The organism is Marivita geojedonensis, assembly GCF_002115805.1.
In the GTDB taxonomy this organism is placed as follows: Bacteria; Pseudomonadota; Alphaproteobacteria; order Rhodobacterales; family Rhodobacteraceae; genus Marivita; species Marivita geojedonensis.
This window is the reverse complement of the sequence record NZ_JFKC01000003.1, coordinates 116,737-135,855: the sequence shown is the minus strand read 5'-3', so window position 1 is coordinate 135,855 and position 19,119 is coordinate 116,737. Positions and strand designations below refer to the sequence as shown.

Annotated in this window: 18 protein-coding genes; 6 read left to right on the top strand and 12 right to left on the bottom strand. The window is 62.7% G+C overall.

Annotation, left to right across the window (positions count from 1 at the left end):
• Nucleotides 1-149 precede the first annotated feature (149 nt).
• Genes pdhA through MGEO_RS05635 form a run of 4 tightly spaced genes read left to right on the top strand, consistent with a single transcriptional unit; the run spans nt 150 to nt 4,069 of the window.
• Nucleotides 150-1,163 (top strand): pyruvate dehydrogenase (acetyl-transferring) E1 component subunit alpha, encoded by a 1,014-nt coding sequence (pdhA, locus tag MGEO_RS05650; protein WP_085635743.1) that lies wholly within the window; start codon nt 150-152, stop codon nt 1,161-1,163.
• Nucleotides 1,163-2,533, top strand: a complete 1,371-nt coding sequence (locus MGEO_RS05645; protein ID WP_085635742.1) for a pyruvate dehydrogenase complex E1 component subunit beta — start codon at nt 1,163-1,165, stop codon at nt 2,531-2,533. Before pdhA ends, MGEO_RS05645 begins: the two co-directional genes overlap by 1 nt.
• A complete protein-coding gene (locus tag MGEO_RS05640) occupies nt 2,530-2,784 on the top strand; it encodes a hypothetical protein (RefSeq protein ID WP_085635741.1) in 255 nt (84 codons plus the stop codon). Before MGEO_RS05645 ends, MGEO_RS05640 begins: the two co-directional genes overlap by 4 nt.
• Before the next feature lies 1 nt (nt 2,785).
• Nucleotides 2,786-4,069, top strand: a complete 1,284-nt coding sequence (locus MGEO_RS05635; RefSeq protein WP_085635740.1) for a pyruvate dehydrogenase complex dihydrolipoamide acetyltransferase — start codon at nt 2,786-2,788, stop codon at nt 4,067-4,069.
• 119 nt (nt 4,070-4,188) lie between these two features.
• On the opposite strand, the gene cysE is transcribed toward MGEO_RS05635, so the two are convergent.
• A complete protein-coding gene (gene cysE, locus MGEO_RS05630; protein WP_085635739.1) occupies nt 4,189-4,998 on the bottom strand; it encodes a serine O-acetyltransferase in 810 nt (269 codons plus the stop codon).
• A 116-nt stretch (nt 4,999-5,114) separates the two neighbouring features.
• Here cysE and MGEO_RS05625 point away from each other — a divergent pair, with 116 nt between their 5' ends.
• Complete coding sequence (locus MGEO_RS05625; protein WP_233139681.1) at nt 5,115-5,420, top strand: TraR/DksA family transcriptional regulator; 306 nt, start codon at nt 5,115-5,117, stop codon at nt 5,418-5,420.
• Here the strand turns inward: MGEO_RS05625 and MGEO_RS21990 are convergent.
• From MGEO_RS21990 to MGEO_RS05590, 7 genes are all read right to left on the bottom strand, one after another.
• Nucleotides 5,330-5,689 carry a DUF7742 family protein gene (locus tag MGEO_RS21990; RefSeq protein WP_456299100.1) on the bottom strand — a complete coding sequence of 120 codons (360 nt, stop codon included), beginning with the start codon at nt 5,687-5,689 and terminating at the stop codon, nt 5,330-5,332. The genes MGEO_RS05625 and MGEO_RS21990 overlap by 91 nt on opposite strands.
• A gap of 5 nt (nt 5,690-5,694) precedes the next feature.
• Complete coding sequence (locus MGEO_RS05620) at nt 5,695-8,121, bottom strand: phage tail protein (protein WP_233139677.1); 2,427 nt, start codon at nt 8,119-8,121, stop codon at nt 5,695-5,697.
• Nucleotides 8,069-8,416 (bottom strand): hypothetical protein, encoded by a 348-nt coding sequence (locus MGEO_RS21120; protein ID WP_143746234.1) that lies wholly within the window; start codon nt 8,414-8,416, stop codon nt 8,069-8,071. The genes MGEO_RS05620 and MGEO_RS21120 overlap by 53 nt, the downstream gene beginning before the upstream one ends.
• Nucleotides 8,417-8,661: 245 nt before the next feature.
• Nucleotides 8,662-9,405, bottom strand: coding sequence for a sulfite exporter TauE/SafE family protein (locus tag MGEO_RS05605; RefSeq protein ID WP_085635736.1), 744 nt, complete (start codon nt 9,403-9,405; stop codon nt 8,662-8,664).
• Nucleotides 9,406-9,436: 31 nt separating this feature from the next.
• Entirely contained in the window at nt 9,437-10,597 is a 1,161-nt protein-coding gene (gene mltG / locus MGEO_RS05600; protein WP_085635735.1) for an endolytic transglycosylase MltG, read from the bottom strand.
• 3 nt (nt 10,598-10,600) lie between these two features.
• Nucleotides 10,601-11,863 (bottom strand): beta-ketoacyl-ACP synthase II, encoded by a 1,263-nt coding sequence (gene fabF / locus MGEO_RS05595; protein WP_085635734.1) that lies wholly within the window; start codon nt 11,861-11,863, stop codon nt 10,601-10,603.
• A gap of 161 nt (nt 11,864-12,024) precedes the next feature.
• Nucleotides 12,025-12,831: an O-fucosyltransferase family protein gene (locus MGEO_RS05590; protein WP_106299119.1), complete on the bottom strand. Its 807-nt coding sequence runs from the start codon at nt 12,829-12,831 to the stop codon at nt 12,025-12,027.
• A gap of 205 nt (nt 12,832-13,036) precedes the next feature.
• Here MGEO_RS05590 and rsgA point away from each other — a divergent pair, with 205 nt between their 5' ends.
• A complete protein-coding gene (gene rsgA, locus MGEO_RS05585; RefSeq protein WP_085635733.1) occupies nt 13,037-14,074 on the top strand; it encodes a ribosome small subunit-dependent GTPase A in 1,038 nt (345 codons plus the stop codon).
• Nucleotides 14,075-14,230: 156 nt separating this feature from the next.
• On the opposite strand, the gene MGEO_RS05580 is transcribed toward rsgA, so the two are convergent.
• From MGEO_RS05580 to argE, 4 genes are all read right to left on the bottom strand, one after another.
• Nucleotides 14,231-15,028, bottom strand: coding sequence for an alpha/beta fold hydrolase (locus MGEO_RS05580; protein WP_085635732.1), 798 nt, complete (start codon nt 15,026-15,028; stop codon nt 14,231-14,233).
• Between the two features lie 336 nt (nt 15,029-15,364).
• On the bottom strand, nt 15,365-16,528 hold the full coding sequence (locus tag MGEO_RS05575) for a M20 aminoacylase family protein (RefSeq protein WP_085635731.1): 1,164 nt from the start codon (nt 16,526-16,528) through the stop codon (nt 15,365-15,367).
• Nucleotides 16,529-16,605: 77 nt separating this feature from the next.
• Nucleotides 16,606-17,955: an NAD(P)/FAD-dependent oxidoreductase gene (locus MGEO_RS05570; RefSeq protein ID WP_085635730.1), complete on the bottom strand. Its 1,350-nt coding sequence runs from the start codon at nt 17,953-17,955 to the stop codon at nt 16,606-16,608.
• Nucleotides 17,952-19,118, bottom strand: a complete 1,167-nt coding sequence (gene argE, locus MGEO_RS05565; RefSeq protein WP_085635729.1) for an acetylornithine deacetylase — start codon at nt 19,116-19,118, stop codon at nt 17,952-17,954. The genes MGEO_RS05570 and argE overlap by 4 nt, the downstream gene beginning before the upstream one ends.
• Nucleotide 19,119 lies beyond the last annotated feature (1 nt).

Sequence of the window (19,119 nt, the reverse complement as noted above, 5' to 3'; positions counted from 1 at the left end):
TTGCGGACAAAGGCCCTGCCCCGAATCAATGCAAAGCACGCGCGGCAAGACGGGCGCTTACGACCAAGTCGGCACTTGCGTTCGCCGAAGGGATGATCGTAGGCTGCCAAAAAAGGTTTAACGCTAAACAGTTTCGCAGGGAGGCGCCCATGGCGGCACGCAAAACATCGGCCAAGGCAGCAAGCCAGCCGAATGTCTCGGCAGAGGAACTCACCGCCTATTACCGCGACATGCTGCTGATCCGGCGGTTCGAGGAAAAGGCCGGCCAGCTCTATGGCATGGGTCTCATCGGCGGGTTCTGTCACCTTTACATCGGTCAGGAAGCCGTGGTTGTCGGGCTTGAGGCCGCCGCCGACGAAGGCGACAAGCGTATCACCTCCTACCGCGATCACGGTCACATGCTGGCCTGCGGCATGGACCCGAACGGCGTGATGGCCGAACTGACGGGACGCGAGGGCGGCTATTCCAAGGGCAAAGGCGGCTCCATGCACATGTTCTCCAAGGAAAAAGATTTCTACGGCGGACATGGTATCGTTGGCGCGCAGGTGCCGCTGGGCGCGGGCCTGGCCTTTGCGGACAAATACAAGGGCACCGACCGTGTAACCTTCACCTATTTCGGCGATGGCGCCGCCAACCAGGGCCAGGTCTACGAGACCTTCAACATGGCCGCGCTCTGGCAGCTTCCTGTGATTTTCGTCATTGAAAACAACCAGTACGCCATGGGCACCGCACAGCGCCGTTCAACCTCGACCCCAGATCTGCACACCCGCGGCGAAGCCTTCGGCATCCCCGGCGAGGCGGTCGACGGGATGGACGTTCTGGCGGTCAAGGCGGCTGGCGACAAGGCCGTCAAACACTGCCGCTCTGGCAAAGGCCCCTACATTCTCGAGGTCAAAACCTACCGCTATCGCGGCCACTCCATGTCGGACCCGGCCAAGTACCGCACCCGTGAAGAGGTGCAGAAAATGCGTGAGGAACGCGACGCCATCGAACATGTCCGCGAGATGCTGCTGACCGGCAAACACGCGACCGAAGACGACCTCAAAGCCATCGACAAAGAGATCAAGGCCATCGTCAACGCCAGCGCCGATTTCGCCCGCGAAAGCCCGGAACCGAGCCTCGATGAACTCTGGACAGATATTTACGCAGAGGAGGCCGTGTGATGGCGACCGAAGTACTCATGCCCGCCCTCTCGCCCACCATGGAAGAAGGCACGCTGGCCAAATGGCTGGTCAAGGAAGGCGACACCGTCAGCGCCGGTGACATCCTGGCCGAGATCGAAACCGATAAGGCGACGATGGAATTCGAAGCGGTGGACGAAGGCATCGTCGGCAAGATCCTGATCGCCGAAGGCACCGAAGGTGTGCGCGTCAACACCCCTATCGCGGTGCTGGTCGAAGACGGCGAAAGCGTCGCAGACGCGACACCGTCAGCCCCTGCGGCGACCGCTGCACCGGTTGCGGCCACGGCTAGCGCCCCTGCCAAACCTGCGGAAGCGGAACCCGCCTTGGCAGCACCCAAGGCTGAAGCCCCCTGGCCGGAAGGCACCAAGACCAAACAGACAACCGTCCGCGAAGCGCTCCGCGACGCGATGGCCGAAGAAATGCGCCGCGACGAGGACGTGTTCCTCATGGGCGAAGAAGTCGGCGAATACCAGGGTGCCTACAAGATCAGCCAGGGACTGCTGGACGAATTCGGCGCGCGCCGGGTGATGGACACGCCGATCACCGAACACGGCTTCACCGGCATCGCCGTTGGCGCCGCCTTTGGTGGCCTGCGTCCGATCGTCGAGTTCATGACGTTCAACTTCGCCATGCAAGCCATTGATCAGATTATCAATTCCGCCGCAAAGACGCTTTATATGTCGGGTGGGCAGATGGGCGCTCCGATGGTGTTCCGGGGCCCCAATGGCGCAGCCGCCCGTGTGGCCGCGCAGCACAGCCAGGACTACGCCGCGTGGTACGCGCACATCCCCGGTCTGAAGGTGGTGATGCCCTACTCAGCCTCCGACGCCAAAGGCCTGCTGAAGACCGCGATCCGCGACCCGAACCCGGTGATCTTCCTCGAAAACGAAATCCTCTATGGCAAGAGCTTCGAGGTGCCCGAGATCGACGATTACACCGTCCCCTTCGGCAAGGCGCGCGTCTGGCGCGAAGGCTCGGACCTGACCATCGTCAGCTTCGGCATCGGCATGACCTACGCCCTGGACGCCGCGGAAAAGCTTGCACAAGACGGGATCGAGGCCGAGGTGATCGACCTGCGCACCCTGCGCCCGATCGACTATGACACCGTGCTGGCCTCGGTGCAGAAAACCAACCGCTGCATCACGGTCGAAGAAGGCTTCCCCGTCGGTGCCATCGGCAACCACCTTTCCGCCGTCATCATGGAACGCGCGTTTGATTATCTCGACGCACCGGTGCTGAACCTGACCGGCAAGGACGTGCCCATGCCCTATGCCGCGAACCTCGAAAAACACGCGCTGGTGACAACGGCCGAAGTGATCGAGGCGGCGAAAAAGGTCTGCTACCGATGAATGGTGACTTGACCGTCCGCACCCGCGACGTCGCCCGCGAGGCCTATCACGTGGTCACACCCGAAGGCGCGGCTTTGGTTCCGGAATGCCTGATGGACAGATTCCCGAACGAGGCCCGCCCGTCGCATCAGTCGGCCTACGAATGGATCGGCGCGCACAAGCGTCAGATCACGCGAGCCGTAGCGACGCTGAAAGCCGGGAAAACACCCAAAGACCCTTATGACCTCATCACCCTGATCGAGGAGACCTGACATGCCAATCGAAATCCTCATGCCCGCCCTCTCCCCCACGATGGAGGAAGGCACGCTGGCAAAATGGCTGGTCAAGGAAGGCGACGCGGTGTCATCCGGCGATGTGATCGCCGAGATCGAAACCGACAAGGCGACGATGGAAGTCGAAGCCGTCGATGAAGGTGTGATCGGCAAGATCCTCGTTGCCGAAGGTACCGCAGACGTAAAGGTCAACACCCCCATCGCGATGCTGCTCGAAGACGGCGAAAGCGCCGACGATCTCGACGCTGCACCGGCCCCCACTCCACAAGCGGCCCCGGCCAAACCCGCCGAAGACGCATCCACACCCACTGCCGCGCCCCCTGCGCCGGCCAAAAGCGGTGACCGCGTCTTCGCCTCCCCCCTCGCCCGCCGCATCGCCGCCGAGAAAGGGCTCGATCTGAGCCAGATCACAGGCTCCGGCCCGCGCGGACGCATTGTCAAAGCCGATGTCGAAGGCGCCAGCGCGCAACCCTCCGCCGCCCCGGCCCAAGCCGCCGCACCTGCCGCCGCCGATCCGACGCCGGCCGCAAAACCGGTCGATGCCAACGCCATCGCCCGCATGTACGAAGGCCGCGCCTATAACGAACTGCCGCTCGACGGCATGCGCAAGACCATCGCCGCACGTCTGTCCGAGGCCAAACAGACCATCCCGCATTTCTACCTGCGCCGGTCCGTCACCCTCGACCCTCTCATGGCTTTCCGTGCCCAGCTCAACGCACAGCTCGAAAAGCGCGGCGTCAAACTCAGCGTGAATGACTTCATCATCAAAGCCTGCGCGCTGGCTCTGCAACAGGTACCCGCCGCCAATGCCGTCTGGGCGGGCGACCGCATTCTGCAACTCGAACCCTCGGATGTGGCTGTGGCCGTCGCCATCGAAGGCGGTCTCTTCACACCCGTTCTGAAAGACGCGCACCAGAAATCCCTTTCTGCGCTCTCGTCTGAAATGAAAGACCTCGCCACCCGCGCCCGCGACCGCAAACTCGCGCCGCATGAATACCAGGGCGGCAGCTTTGCCATCTCCAACCTCGGGATGTTCGGCATCGAAAACTTCGACGCTGTCATCAACCCGCCGCATGGCGCCATCCTCGCAGTCGGGGCAGGCCTGAAAAAACCGGTGGTTGGCGAAGACGGCACCGTCAAAGTCGCAACGGTCATGTCCATGACACTGTCCGTGGATCACCGCGTGATCGACGGCGCCCTCGGCGCAGAACTGCTGCAAGTCATTGTCGACAATCTGGAAAACCCGATGGCCATGCTGGCCTGACCCTGGCTTCTTTGGGCTGAAAATATCTCGGGGGAGTCACCCGAAGGGTGGCGGGGGCAGCGCCCCCTGTTTCCGTCACCGGAAACAGGCGATGCGTCACCGCATCGCCTTCGCTCGTATCACGCGCCAGAGCGCAGAATCTGATCCATGCTGATTGCAGGCTGCGAACACCCGGCCTCGCCCACGATCCGCGCCGGCACACCCGCCACGGTCTTGCAGGGCGGCACTTCCTCCAGCACCACGGACCCGGCCGCGACGCGCGAGCAATTGCCAACCTTGATATTGCCAAGCACCTTCGCCCCAGCCCCAATGAGCACACCGTCACCGATCTTCGGATGCCGGTCTTCCTCTTCCTTGCCGGTCCCGCCCAGCGTCACGGAATGCAGCATCGACACGTTGTCGCCCACGACAGCCGTTTCGCCGATCACGATGGAATGGGCATGGTCGATCATGATCCCCTGCCCGATCTTCGCGGCCGGGTGGATATCGACACCAAACGCCTCCGAGCAGCGCATCTGCACGAAATAGGCCAGATCCGTCCGTCCCTGCCGCCAGAGCCAATTGCCCACACGGTAGCACTGGATCGCCTGGAATCCTTTGAAAAACAGCAACGGTTGCAGGAACCGATGGCAGGCCGGGTCGCGCTCATAAACCGCTACGATATCCGCGCGCGCTGCCATGGCGAGACTGGGATCGGACGCAAAGGCTTCATCACAGATTTCGCGCAGAATCTGCTCGGTCATCTCGCCATTGGCCAGTTTCAGCGAAATCCGGTAGCTCAGTGCCCGCTCGAGGCTGGGGTGGTGCAGCACCGAGTAATGGATCATGCCCCCAAGCAGCGGTTCCTTGGCCACCGCTTCGTCCGCTTCCTTGACGATGCGGGCCCAGACCGGATCGACCGATGCGAGTTTTGCGCGTGTTTCAGCCATGCCATCTCTCCTTTGACGTGCCGGGTATAGCAGATAGGATCGAATATCGAAAACGCAAAGCCGTGATGGCAGGGATCAACATTTTGAATGATGCAGACCGCAGCAGGTTTCGGGCCTTGATCAAAGACCGTCTGACCGATCTCGATGCCGAAGACGGCCTTGGCCGCGACGGGCAATCGGTTGTCACGCTGGATCAACAGGCCGTAGGCCGCCTCTCCCGGCAGGATGCGCTGCTCAGCCAGTCGATGGCGAAAGCCACTCAGGCGCGGCGGGACGGTCTTCGCAAAGCCCTGCACGCGGCGCTCACCCGGATCGATGATGGCGATTTCGGTTATTGCGAGGACTGCGGAGACAACATCGCCCCAAAACGGCTGGAACTGGACCCCACAGCCCGCCGCTGTATTAGCTGCGCGTCGGGCTGATCCAACCGGGCGCACAGAGCATCGATCACGCAGCGCCACGCCGCCAGGCCTTCGCGATCCTGAAACGACGCCGATCCGCGCCGTTGGTAGCGCAGAGCCGCAGCCATCAGACTGCCGTCCCCAAACACAGGATGGGCAGCCCCGTGGATGAGACGATGACTTTCGGCAAGATCAGCTTCTCGCAGCAAGCGTGCGACAACGGCGGCGCGCTGCTCGGCCGAGACCGCAGCAACAACCGAAACCGCGGCCAGCACGTCGTTATAGATCACCGGCGTCACAGGCTTACGGCAATGCGCGCAGCAGGTCCGGGTCCAAAGCGGTCGGACAGCTGCGCCACTTCGACCTCAATCTGCCCTGCGACAGCATCCTCGGACTGCATCGCTGCCGTGTATATCCATTCCGCAGCCGACAGCTCCACTGTCCTGACCGGGACGCCTCCGGCAAGAACCCGCAGCACATAGGCTTCCCGATCTTCCCCCAGCGGAATATCAGGCAAGTCCCAACCGTCCGCATCGATCCGCCCTCTGCGAATCCAGGATATGGACAGATCAGCACCGCCCATCGACGCCGACAGATGGACAGGGCTGTAAGGGCGCAACCCCACGCCTTCAAAGGCATGAACCTCGTGCCGGTACACCGCATGATCAACCGGTTTGTCCGCTGGTCCGATCCTGTAGTGTCTGTCCTGTCCTCTTTGCGCAGCTGCGAGGGCAATCTGTCGTGGTGAGCCATCAAGCAGTACGAAATACGCCCCCGCACCCAGCACGTCCGACACCAGCGCATCGGTGCCATACTGTCCCCGCAGGAGATTGGACAACCTCCAAACGTCGGGTGCAATCAACTGCGCCGTCTGGAACTGGATCACCTCCCAGGCCCCTGGCTCTCCGGTTCCAAGCGCCGCAAGGTTTGCACCCCCCAGCAACCCCGCCTCGCTGACCGACGACAGGCTGCCCGATGTCAGCGTGACATCAATCTGCGTCGCATGATCCAGCAGCCCCGAAGGCCCACGCGCAACCGGATCGACCGTCACCCCGACGGTCGATGCCACAGCAACCAGCCCGTTCAGAGAATAGCCCGCATCCTCGGCCGCATCGTAGACCGCCACATCCCCCGGCCACGGGTCGGCCGTCACCGCCAGATGCGGCGCATGGGGCACCTCATCGCCGGTGATCAGCGGCAGATCGAGGAAGAGCGGCAGCACCGGCCCGGAGGCAACATACCGCTGCGACGGCGTAGGATCGTCCGGGAAATCTGCCGGATGGTAAACCTCAGGCTCGATCCGCACCGCATCAATCAGTTGATGCGTCGTCTGTTCCACCCGGTCGATGCGCACGGTCATGTCTCCGGCCTCGGCCGGCAACCGCACCACATCCCCCGCGCCCAGCGCCTGCTGTGACAATGGCAGCGCAAAGCGCACCGCATCCCGCGACACCCGCGCCTCGCTCAGCCAGCGTTCCACCGCCTGCCGCCCCTCTGGCCGCGTCAGGAGCAGCGGCACCTCGCTTTCGGCCACCGCATGCGTGCTTTCGTCCGGCAGCGCCGATTCCTCCGCGATATTGCGATAGTCCCCATCCGCTTCGACGAAGTTCAGCCGCACTCTTCCCGACATCTCGGCCTCCGAGCTGCGGCTCTGCACCACGTCGGCACCCAGATCGACATGCGCCGCAAGCTGGTCGTCGGCCAAGGACACGGCCTGCGCTCCATTGCGATTGCGGAAAACAAGAACCCCGTCGCGTTCAATGGCATCGAACCCATAGGCCATCATCAACGGCTGCAACGCACGCCGCGCGTCAGACACGTTCGGCGCAAGGTAGCCGCGCACAAAGCCGTAAAGCGCACTCACATCATAGTCATGCAGCCCCGAGCGCTCGCAAATCTCAGAAACAACCGAGGCCAGAGTCCGCCCCGACACCCGCCCATTGATCCAGTGGCCACGTCGATAATTCGGTCCGTCCGACCACATCTCGTCCGTATTCGGAAACCACGGATAGGGCCGCGCGTCCCACGCCCAGACAAACACCCGCCCCATGTCGATCATCGGCTCACCGGTAACGCCGGATACGGGGTTGTTCGCCGGATCGCCCCAATAGCTCAGCATTGCCCGCAGATACTGATGCTGGATCAACTCATCGCGCAACCCGTTCGCATAGGCCGGCAACGTGCTCTCCGAACTCTTCGGATCCAGAAACTTGTTCGGCTCATTCGTCGCCTTATTCACCGCCGCACACCCGATCTCATCCACCCAGGCGCCGTCAAACTGCGGCCCGCGCAAACTCTCCGGATCATGCGCCGAACAGGCCACCGCCTCAGCCCCGTTGGGCCAGCGCAGCATCCGCCGCGTCGCAAGCCATTCGGGCCGCCGATCAGGCGGCGAACAGGCCATGATCCCGCTGTCGCCAAAGATCATCACCTCGCGCACCTGATCCAATGTCTCGCCCACCAGCGCCAGACGCCGCGCGCGCCCGGCATCCTTCGGCCGCGACCCCTCGACCACCTGTCGCACCCATTCGGCACCGGCGCGGGTTTTCCCCGCGCCGCGCCCACCAAGGATCACCCATGACCGCCAGTCCCCCTCGGGGGGCAACTGGTGCGGATGCGCCCAGAACTCGAACAGATAGCGCAGCGCCAACAGCGCCCCGTCCACCTCTTCAAGACTGCTCAGAAACGCGTCCTTCTCGGCAACACTGGCGGAGGCGATCAAGTCGGCACCCGACCGCAACCCGCGCCGCATCGAGGTCAAGCCCGTAAGCTCCGTCAATGGCGGCATGTTCTCGGCGATGTCTTTCAATCTGAACCTCCGTTTCCTTGGCGTGTTTCAGCCAGACACGAAGATCGGCAAGCGCCTTGGCTGCCTCGCTGGCCGTGCCTGTTTCTCCGGCCTCCACTTTCCTGCGCAGAGCCGCCACCATCTCGCGGATGGCCCGCAATTCCTGCGCAATGGCCTCGCGCTCGGTCTCAAGCGCGCGGCCCGTTTCTTCTGCAGTGATCAGAACCATGCGATCCCTGCCTCCTGTGCTGAATGGATCTCCGTCCATCGACGCACCGGCAGGTCCCGGGTCGCCCCGTAACCTGTTGATGCCTAGCAGGCACCGGGCACTAGACTGCACATCAGGAAAGAAGCGCCTAACGCGGCGCGCGGCGGGTTTACACCCTGGAAAGACTTCGCCCCCGAGGCCACAAGACCCATGAGCCCGCCACAAATTGAAGTGATTCAGGTTTCCTTAACCACACCACGCGCGGTTCAGAAAATCCCCCGCCGCAGCAGGTTCAGGCCAAGGATCAGGAAGACGTACAGCACCAGCTTGCGGAAACCCTCATTCGAAAACCGCTTCCGCAACTTGGCCCCCAGTGAGAACCCCAGCAGGGTCGGCAGGATCAACAGCAGCGACACAAGGCCCAGTTCCTGTGTCACCAGCCCCTGCTGCACATAGGCCACCGAAAAAGGTACGCCGCCCACGAACAGCAAAAGACCCGTCGCCCGCACAAACTCGTCCTTGGGCACCTGCCGTGCGCTCATATACATGATGATGGGGGCAATCCAGACGCCCGACAGCCCGCCCAGAATGCCCGCAAAACTGCCAAAGGCCACCTGCGCCAGCCTGTCAAACCGGTCGGGAATACGCGGCATGGCAAAGCGCAGATTCAACACCGCGAAAGACACGATGGACAGACCGAGGGCCAGAAAAATCACCCGGTCCGACACCTCGGCAGACAGCAGAACGGTCAGGAACACGCTCACGCCAAGCAAAATCGCAAAGACCCAATACCGCGAGATCGCCCCGCGCAGATCTCCCATCGTCCAGATCTGCCATGCGTTCGAAGCGATGATCGGCCCAAGCCCCATCGCAATCGCCGTTCTGGGATCGATGACCATGGTCAACATGCTGATCGCGGCTGTGGGCAGTCCGATGCCCACCAGCCCCTTGACCGACCCGGCAACGACGAACACCACCGCGCCGATCAACAGCAGTTCGATCAGGCCCATGACGCGCCCACCGGATCAATCACGCGACGGGTCAATTCTCCCGTTGCGCCTCAAGCGCCCGGTATGCCGCAACATTCTCGTTATGCTCCGCCAGAGTTTCCGCGAAATTGTGTCCATCTGCCGGATCAAGCGTCTTGGCAACGAAGAAGATGTAACCGGTGTCATCCGGATTCAGAGCCGCCTCGATGCTGGCCCGTCCTGGATTGGCAATCGGGGTCGGTGGCAGCCCGTCGATCACATAGGTGTTCCACGGCGTTTCCGCCCGCAATTCGCTCTGCCGGATCCCACGCCCCAGCACGCCCTGACCACGGGTGATTCCGTAAATCACGGTCGGGTCAGTCTGAAGCCGCATACCCTGCTCCAGACGGTTGACGAAGACGCTCGACACAAGGAACCGCTCGTCCGGTGTGCCGGTCTCCTTCTCGATGATCGACGCCATGATCAGCGCCTCCTCGGGGCTGTCATACGGCAGACCGTCCTGCCGGTTTGCCCAGGCTTCCGCCAGAATCCGGTCCTGCGCCGACACCATCCGCTCCAGCAGCTCAGCCCGCGTGTCGCCGGGGCTGATTTCATAACTGTCAGGGGCCAGAGACCCCTCTGCCGGGATCTCTTCGATCTCGCCCTCCAGAACGTCGATCTGGTTCAGCTCCTGCACGATCTGCCAGCTGGTCACACCTTCCGCCAGAGCCACCCGATACCGCGTATCGGCTTCGGCCTTCACCTCGGTATACTCTTCCGGAACCGCATCCTCAGCCGGATCGAACTCTGCAATTTCAACAAAGCGTCCGGTCGCCGGGTCAAGCTCCCGAACCTGCACCGTGGCGCGCGTGATGCCCACGCGATAGACCACTTCAGTACCGCAGGTGCTCGCCCCGCCCCGCGTCACGATATCGACGATCTGCGCCATCGACGCGCCTTCGGGCACAAGGTACGACCCCGCCTTCAACTGCGAGGTCTTTCCCGCATAATCCGCACCGATCCTGAACAGCGCCGCGCTGGACACAGCGCCATCCTCTGCAAGGGACTCGGACACCCGACGAAAATTGCTCCCGCGTTCGACCTGCACGCAGATTGCCTGCTCCAACGGCCCTTCCGAGACGTAACTGTTCTGCGCCCAGATCAGGACGCCGCCGAACAGAAAGAACAGAACGACGAGAAAAGTCAGTGCGTTAGACGCAATGTGACGCCACATGATTTAGCGATCCACCCGCCCGAAAACGACGCTGGCATTGGTGCCGCCAAAGCCGAACGAGTTCGACAGTGCATAGGTGATCTCGCGCTCCCGCTTGACCTTCGGAGCCAGATCGACAGCCGTCTCGACAGCAGGCGTGTCGAGGTTCAGCGTCGGCGGCGCAACCTGATCCCGGATCGCAAGGATCGAGAAGATCGCCTCGATTGCCCCGGCCGCGCCCAGAAGGTGTCCTGTCGCGGATTTGGTCGATGACATCGTCACCTTGCCCGCCGCATCCCCCATCATCCGCTCGACCGCGCCCAATTCGATCACATCCGCCATGGTCGAGGTGCCATGCGCGTTGATGTAGTCGATATCCGCGGGCTCGATCCCTGCGTGCTTCAACGCCGCGCGCATCGAGCGCTCACCACCTTCACCATCCTCGGACGGCGCAGTGATGTGATAGGCATCCCCCGACAGGCCATAACCACAAACCTCGGCGTAAATCTTGGCGCCACGCGCCTTGGCGTGTTCGTATTCTTCAAGCACCACGACGCCCGCACCCTCTCCCATGACAAACCCGTCACGGTCCGCATCGTAAGGACGGCTCGCCGCCTTCGGATCATCGCCACGCTTGGTGGACAGCGCCTTGCACGCGTTGAAGCCCGCGATCCCGATTTCGGAAATCGCCGCCTCGGCGCCACCGGCCACCATCACATCCGCATCTCCGAACATGATCAGCCGCGCCGCATCACCAATCGCATGGGCACCCGTCGAACACGCCGTCACAACCGCGTGGTTCGGCCCCTTGAAGCCGTATTTGATCGACACATTGCCCGAAATCAGGTTGATCAGCGCGCCCGGGATAAAGAACGGCGACACCCGGCGCGGGCCCTTGTCACGGATCAAGAGCGCGGTTTCGGCGATGGAATTAAGACCACCGATCCCCGACCCAATCATCACACCGGTGCGCAACCGGCTTTCCTCGTCCTCAGGCATCCAGCCCGCATCCGTCACCGCCTGCTGCGCAGCCGCCATACCGAACAGGATGAACTCGTCGACTTTACGCTGTTCTTTCTTCTCCAGATAGGCATCGGGATTGAACGTCCCATCCGAGCCATCACCATAGGGCACTTCGCAGGCATAGGTCGTCGCCAGATGGCTCGCGTCGAATTTCGAAATCGTTCCTGCGCCGGACTGCCCGTCCAGGAGGCGCGACCAACTCGCCTCGACCCCGTCTGCCAACGGTGTCACCAATCCCAAGCCCGTCACAACTACTCGACGCATCGCGTTGCCCTTCCCTCGAATGCTCTTGTCCGCTCTTACCCCGTTCGCGCAAGCGCCCGCAAGAGTCCAGCCGCCCATCAGGGTATTCTTGCCGGTCTGTCTCCGTTCCGCGCGCCAGTTTCCGTCAACGGAAACAGGCGATGCGTCAACGCATCGTCCACCTAGCCCCAGCGCTCACCAAGATCCGCCTTGGCCCGGTCAATCCAATGCTCCTGCAACCACGGCGTCGGCCTGGCGTATCGGATCAGCGACCCGCGATACCCCGCAACCGCCTCAGGCATCTTGGGCCGCCCGTGGAAACACACGACCCGCGCATCGCCCGGCAGACGCGCCGGATGCAGGTAATTGCCTGGAAACGGATTGCAATCATACTTGAAGCTCACCACCCAATTCCCCGGAATATAGGTAAAAACTCCGTTCTCCATTGCCTTGTGTGAGGTATAGCGCTGCTCTGACCCGCGCGCGATTTCAACCTCGCGATACGCGTCTGCCGCCAGATCCTCGTACAGAAACCCATGCACCGCCGGATCATAGCGAAACACCGACCCGTGCCCGGTGGGCCGCCCCTTGCGCGCCTCGGTCCAGTCGTGGCGCATCACCACATGGCCCGGGGCCAGGGTCAGCAGATCGTCCAGCGATCCGGTGATGACCACGTCCAGATCGAACCCCAGAACCGGACCCTCCAGATCAGGGATCAACCCCGGCTTGAACAGCGATACCTTGCGCATCGCCCCCTGTCGGTTCGCCACCTTCAGCGCCGCCGCCATCGGCTCGGCAAAAGGCTCCACCGGCAGGTCCAGAACCTCGATCTCGGGATGCAGCCCCTCGGCATGTTCCGTCATGCACAGGAACCGCACCGGGCAGGACAGGTTGCGCCGCACCCCGGAATAAAGCCGGTTGACATATTCCGGTCCGAACAGCGTGCCCCATTTGATGCAGGCGACAGTGGCATGAGATGGCATGGTCATGCGTCCGCTTAGCAACGGTTTGGCCGAATGACCAGATGCCGCTTGGCGTCCCGCAGCACCGCAGGTATAATGGCGCTATCCGAAGCTGAGATGCAGGAGGACATGATGGAGATTGTGCGCACCCTGCGGGTGTCAGGCTGATCGCCGCACCTGGTCTGAACAATTGCCCCACCGGGGCAGGCTTCTCAGCGACAGGAATACTCCCTTGACCACATATACCCTGACCGATCTCGGATGGTCGGACCACTTTGCGCGTCAGCTCTCCGAAGATGACGCTGCCCTCACCCCTGCCCGCATCTCAGAGGTGCATCGCAGCCAGCTCATCGCGCTGTCCGAAGCGGGCGATCTGCGCCTCATCCCCACCGACAGCGCCGGGGCCTATGCCGTGGGCGACTGGGTGCTGACCGACGGCACCAGCGCGCTCCGCAGGCTTGACCCCGTCACCGACCTGCACCGCCGCGCGGCGGGTCATGCCGTGGGCGCGCAGCGCATCGCGGCCAATGTCGACACCGTGGGCCTTGTCACCTCGTGCAACGCCGATTTCAACGTCGCGCGGCTGGAGCGGTACCTGGCCCTCGCCCTCGCATCGAACGCTCTGCCGCTGGTGATCCTCACCAAGGCCGATCTCTGCGATGATCCCGACAGCTACAAGCGGAAAGCCGAGAGGATGTCACCGCTGGTCACGGCGATCACCGTCAACGCCAAGGATCCAGAGGACGTGAAACGCCTCACCCCGTGGTGCCGCAATGCGCAGACCTTGGCGCTGCTCGGCTCCTCCGGTGTCGGCAAGACAACCCTGCGCAACGCCCTAACGGGCGAGACCGAAGCCACCCAGGGCATCCGCGAGGACGACGCCAAGGGCCGCCACACCACCACCCATCGCGCCCTGCGTCCGACACTGGCGGGCGGCTGGCTGATCGACACGCCGGGGATGCGCGAACTGCAACTCTCGGGCACCAGCGGCGGGTTGGAAGAGCTGTTCGACGACATCGAGACTCTTGCGGCAGAGTGCAAATTCTCGAACTGCGCACATGACACCGAACCCGGATGTGCGGTCAAAGCGGCTCTGGAGAATGGGTCGCTCGAACAAGCCCGGTTCGATCGCTGGCAGAAACTGCGGCGCGAGGATCAGTACAACTCCGAAACCATCGCCGCCGCCCGCGCCCGGCAGAAATCCTTTGGCCGGGTGGTGAAAGAGGCGATGAGCACGAAAAGCCGCTACAAGCGCGGGTATGAGGATTGAAACGCAAGAACGGCGGGCTGAAAGGCCCGCCTTTTTCATGAAATGGCGCGGATGGGTGATCTTCGTGACGCCAACGCGGGATGGCCGGTCCGTCACCGGAGCGTTGACGCCGCACAGCGGATAACTGTCCAGCGCTCGCTCTTTTACATACTGGCGTCAGATTGCCAGTGTGAGCCTCGTGAGCCAGTCCTGCAACATGGCTTTGAAAAGAGCCGGGCGCTCCCAACTCAGCGAATGTCCTGCCATGTCGAGCAGCCCGTAGGTGGCCCGCGGATAGCTTTCCAGCATCGCCATCGTGTCGACATAGCCGGAGATCGAATCCTGCCGTCCGGACACGATCAACGAAGGCTTGTCGAAACGCGATGCCAGCATGTCATCGTGGTAAGTGAAAAGAAAATGATCTGCCACGCGCGCCTCGAGATCACTGTCATGCATCTCAGCAGCCGGCACCTTGGTGCGGCGGATTTTCTCAATGATCTCGGCGTTCTGGATCACCAGTCTTTCGGCCCGGCCCGTCACCGCAGATGGCTGGCCTTCAAGCAGGTGTGGTTCGGCAATCATGGGCCGGGCTGCAGGCTTTGGCGGCGGCGGGTCCGTGGGAAATCCCCCCGGCACGATAAGACACAAGCCTGCAATGAATTCCGGATGGGAATACCCCAAACCCTGAGCGATGTAGCTACCACGCGATTCACCAATCACGGCGACACCGTTGCCATCTGAAATGGAACGCGCAAAATCAAGGACGCAACTAGCAACATCGTTCTGTGACCGGACCTCCTGAAAACCGGATGATTGTCCGCATCCGGGCAAGTCCACGTACACCCTGCGCCACCCGTCCAGCCCTGGAAAGCAGGGTTCAATGGCATCAACCATGTGTCGATGGTCCAGCTTGCCTCCGTGAAGGACAAGCAACGGAAACCCAGAGCCGTGTTCAACGAAATTCAATTTGGGCATGGTGCAACTCCTGACCCTACGTAAGTAACCTCAACCGTCTTTGATGTCACTTGGCCGATCCAAGTGTTGAAACGGATGCACGATGCGTCCGAGAGCTGCGCCCGCACTGTTTGTCCAAATCTGAGTGCGCGGCATCCAATCTGATCCTGGCGCGCGCGCACCCCAATGGCGCTTTTCTGCACGATTGGCCTTTGGCTGTCGCGATGCCGCACCCATGCTCAGCCAATGGGCTTCGTCGCGACGCCCTCGCAAACACGTTGACCTTCGCGAAGGTGGCCGGATAGCAAAACGGCGGACCACCACAGCCCGCCGTTCCAATTACACTGACGCGAGGACTTACGCCGCAGGCATCCGGCGTTCGACGATCTCGGCCCACCACGAACAGCCCGCCGGAATCGCCTCGTCGTTGAAGTTGTATTCCGGGTGATGCACAGCCGCGCTGTCGCCATTGCCGACAAGGATGTAGGCACCGGGGCGTTCTTCGAGCATGAAGGCGAAATCCTCGCCGCCCATCACCAGCGGAGCCTCTTCGCAGTCACCCGAGACCGCCTTGGCAACCTCGGCGGCGAAATCCGTCTGTTCCTCGTGATTCACCATCACCGGATAACCGCGGTGGTATGTGACGTCCACGGTCCCGCCGAATGTCGCGGCGATCCCGGCGCAGATATCCTTGATCCGCGTCTCGGCCAGGTCGCGCATATCCTTGGACATGGTGCGCACAGTGCCTTTGAGCTGAACCCGCTGAGGGATCACGTTGAACGCCTTGGACGAGGTCTCGAAAGAGGTCACCGACACCACGACCTGATCAATCGGATCGGCGTTCCGGCTTGCGATGGTCTGCAACGCCAGCACCGCCTGCGCCGCCATCACGGTGGTGTCCACCGTTTCCTGTGGCTTGGCCGCATGTCCCCCGCGCCCCTCGAAGGTGATGTCGAACTGGTCCGTTGCGGCAAAGAACGCGCCGGGACGGATGGCAAAGCTGCCAACCGGCTTTCCGGGCCAGTTGTGCATCCCGTACACCTCCTGGATGCCCCAGCGCTCCATCATGCCATCTTCGCACATCTCACGGCCACCGCCGCCGCCCTCTTCTGCGGGCTGGAAGATCACCACAACCGTGCCGTCGAAATTGCGGGTCTCGGACAGGTACTTGGCTGCACCCAAGAGCATCGCGGTATGGCCGTCGTGACCACAGGCATGCATCGCGCCATCGGTCTTGGATTTGTACTCCAACCCCGTCTGTTCGTGGATCGGCAGCGCATCCATGTCGGCGCGCAGGCCAATGACCTTGCCGGACGTATCGCTCTTGCCCTTGATGACACCGACGACCCCGGTACGCCCAATGCCGGTGACGATCTCATCGCAGCCAAACTCCTTGAGCCGCTCGGCCACAAGCGCGCTTGTGCGGTGCGTTTCGAACAGAATTTCCGGGTTTTCATGGAAATCCCGTCGCCATGCGGTGATTTCATCCTGCAATTCGGCAAAGCGGTTCTTGACCGGCATATGGGTCATCCTCGTGTCTGGTGAATGGGGTGTCTCGCCATGAAGGTGGCGCAGACTGCGCCCGGCTTCAAGGGGGGCTAAAGCGCCGGTCCCAATTCCATGCGACTGCCATCGCTGAAACGACCGTACCGGAAACGGCGCAGGTCATGCCCCGGCGCATCGCCGCAGACCAGATCGGCCAGCACCCGGCCCATGCCCGGACCGATGCCGAACCCATGCCCGCTCATCCCCGTTCCGATCGTCAGACCGGGAATCGCATCCACCCGGTCCACCACCGGAACAACGTCTGGCATTGTGTCGATCATCCCTGCCCACATCGCGCGGTAGCGGATCGGTCCCACCTCGGGAAACAGCTTTTCCACCTCCGCTGCCACCTTGCGCAGCTTGCCGGCGTGCGGCGTCGGGTTCAGCACGCGGATGCCCTCGAAGGGCGACACCTCGTCCTCGGCCCATTGGCGCTTGGTGCCCCAACCATCCGGGTAGCCCTTGGGGGCCATCGGCAAAAAGCGCGTGCCGAACGGATCGGCCATCAGCTGCGCGCGGAACTTCGGCAGTGCGCGGAACGCGTCCGGCCCCACGAAAAGCTCGTGAAAGCCGCCTGCCGCCAGCGACGCCCCACCATCCGCACGCGTGCGGAAGGCGAACTTGCCCCCCGCCGCAGCACCCTGATGCGGCAGATGCACCGGCTCGCTCGCACCCACACTGGCGCGCACGGAAAGCTGTGGGATTGCCACCCCATGCGCCCGCAGGAACAGCGAAGACCACGCGCCCCCCGCGACCACCACGTCGGAACAGGCGATCCGCCCAGCCTCGCTGAACACTCCGATGATACGCCCCGCCGCGATGTCCAGCTTGCGCGCGGCACAGCCCTCTACGATCACCGCGCCTTCGCGCACCGCGATCCCGGCCAGCGCAGGCACCGCAACCCAAGGCTCGGCCCGCATGTCCGAGGGAGTGGTCAGCGCACCGGTGAATTCACCCCCGGCCAGTTCCGGGAACCGCACTTTGAGCGCGGCGCGGTCCAACACCTCGGTATCCACGCCCTGTGCGGTGGCATAGGGCAGCCAATCGGCAAAGCCCTGCAGCTCTTTCTCGCTCTCCGCGAGATAGGACACACCGGTCCGTTTGAGGCCGATATCCACATTCGTCTGGCTGGCCAACTCGGTCCAGAGGCGGTTCGCCTCGACCATGATCGGCAATTCGTCAGGGTCGCGCCCCTGCTGCCGGATCCAGCCCCAGTTGCGCGAGGATTGCTCTCCCGCGATGCGCCCCTTTTCGAGCAGCACCACCCGCCGCCCCTTGCGGGCGAGGTACAGCGCCGTGCAAACACCGATCACCCCGCCACCAATAACCACCACATCGGTCTCGGATGGCGGTGGTCCGGGAAAGGCCACCGGGCTCGCTTCGGAAATCGGGAAAGGCATCATGCCGAGAGATGCTCCAGCAGCCGTTCCATGAACGCCTGTCCTTCGTTGAACTGTGCGACGGTGATGTATTCGTCCGGCTGATGCGCCACCGCAATGTCACCGGGGCCGCAGACCACAACCGAATAGCCCGCGCTCTGGAAATGGCTCGCCTCGGTGCCGTAGGACACGTACTGCGTGCCGTTGTCGCCGGTCAGCTGCCGCACAAGCGTTTCCGCGGCGCCACCATCTTCGGGCTTGAAGGGTGGCAGGGAAAACACGGGCGTGATCTCGATCCACGCCTCGGGGCGCACAGCTTTCATTTCCGCCTCGATCTCAGCAGCCGCCTCGCGCAGCTTGGACTCCCATTGTTCGAGCGTTTCGCCCGGCACGACGCGGAAGCCCAGACCGAACTCGCAATCCTTGGCGGTGATGTTGTGTGCCGTGCCGCCTTTGATTTGGCCGACATGCACATTGGTGTAAGGCGGGTTGAACTGCGCCGCGATCGGCCCCGGTTCGGCAGCGGCACTTTCCGCGTTCATGCGGTTCGCCCACTCGATCAGCTTGGCCCCGTACATGATGGCGCTGACGCCGGTGTGCATGATCGAGGAATGAACCTCGAACCCATGCATATGCACCCAGAATGTGTTGCCGCCTTTATGCCCGGTCACAGCCTTGAGCATCGTCGGTTCTCCCACGATCACCGTCTCGGCTTTGGGCACCACGCCCTGCATCGCCTCGATCAGGGGTGGCGCGCCGGTGCAGCCGATTTCCTCGTCATAGCTGAGCGCAACCTGCACAGGCCGTGACACGCCGCGATGCTGTGCCTCGACCAGTGCCCAGATGGCCAACGCGTCAAAGCCCTTCATGTCTGTCGTGCCGCGCCCGAACAGTTTGCCGTCCTTTTCGATCACGGTGAAAGGATCGGTGCTCCATGGCTGACCATCAGTAGGCACCACGTCGGTGTGACCGGACAGAACCACCCCGCCGCCGACCTCTGGCCCGACATGCGCAAACAGCGCGGCCTTGGTCGGATCGTCAGATTTCACATGCCGGTGGCTCTGCACCCCGTGTTCCGACAGGTATTCCTCGACCCAGTCGATCAGCGGCAGGTTGGTGTCACGGCTGACGGTTGGAAATTTTACCAGTTGGTCAAGAATCTGGCGCGGTGTCAGGCGATTGGGCATG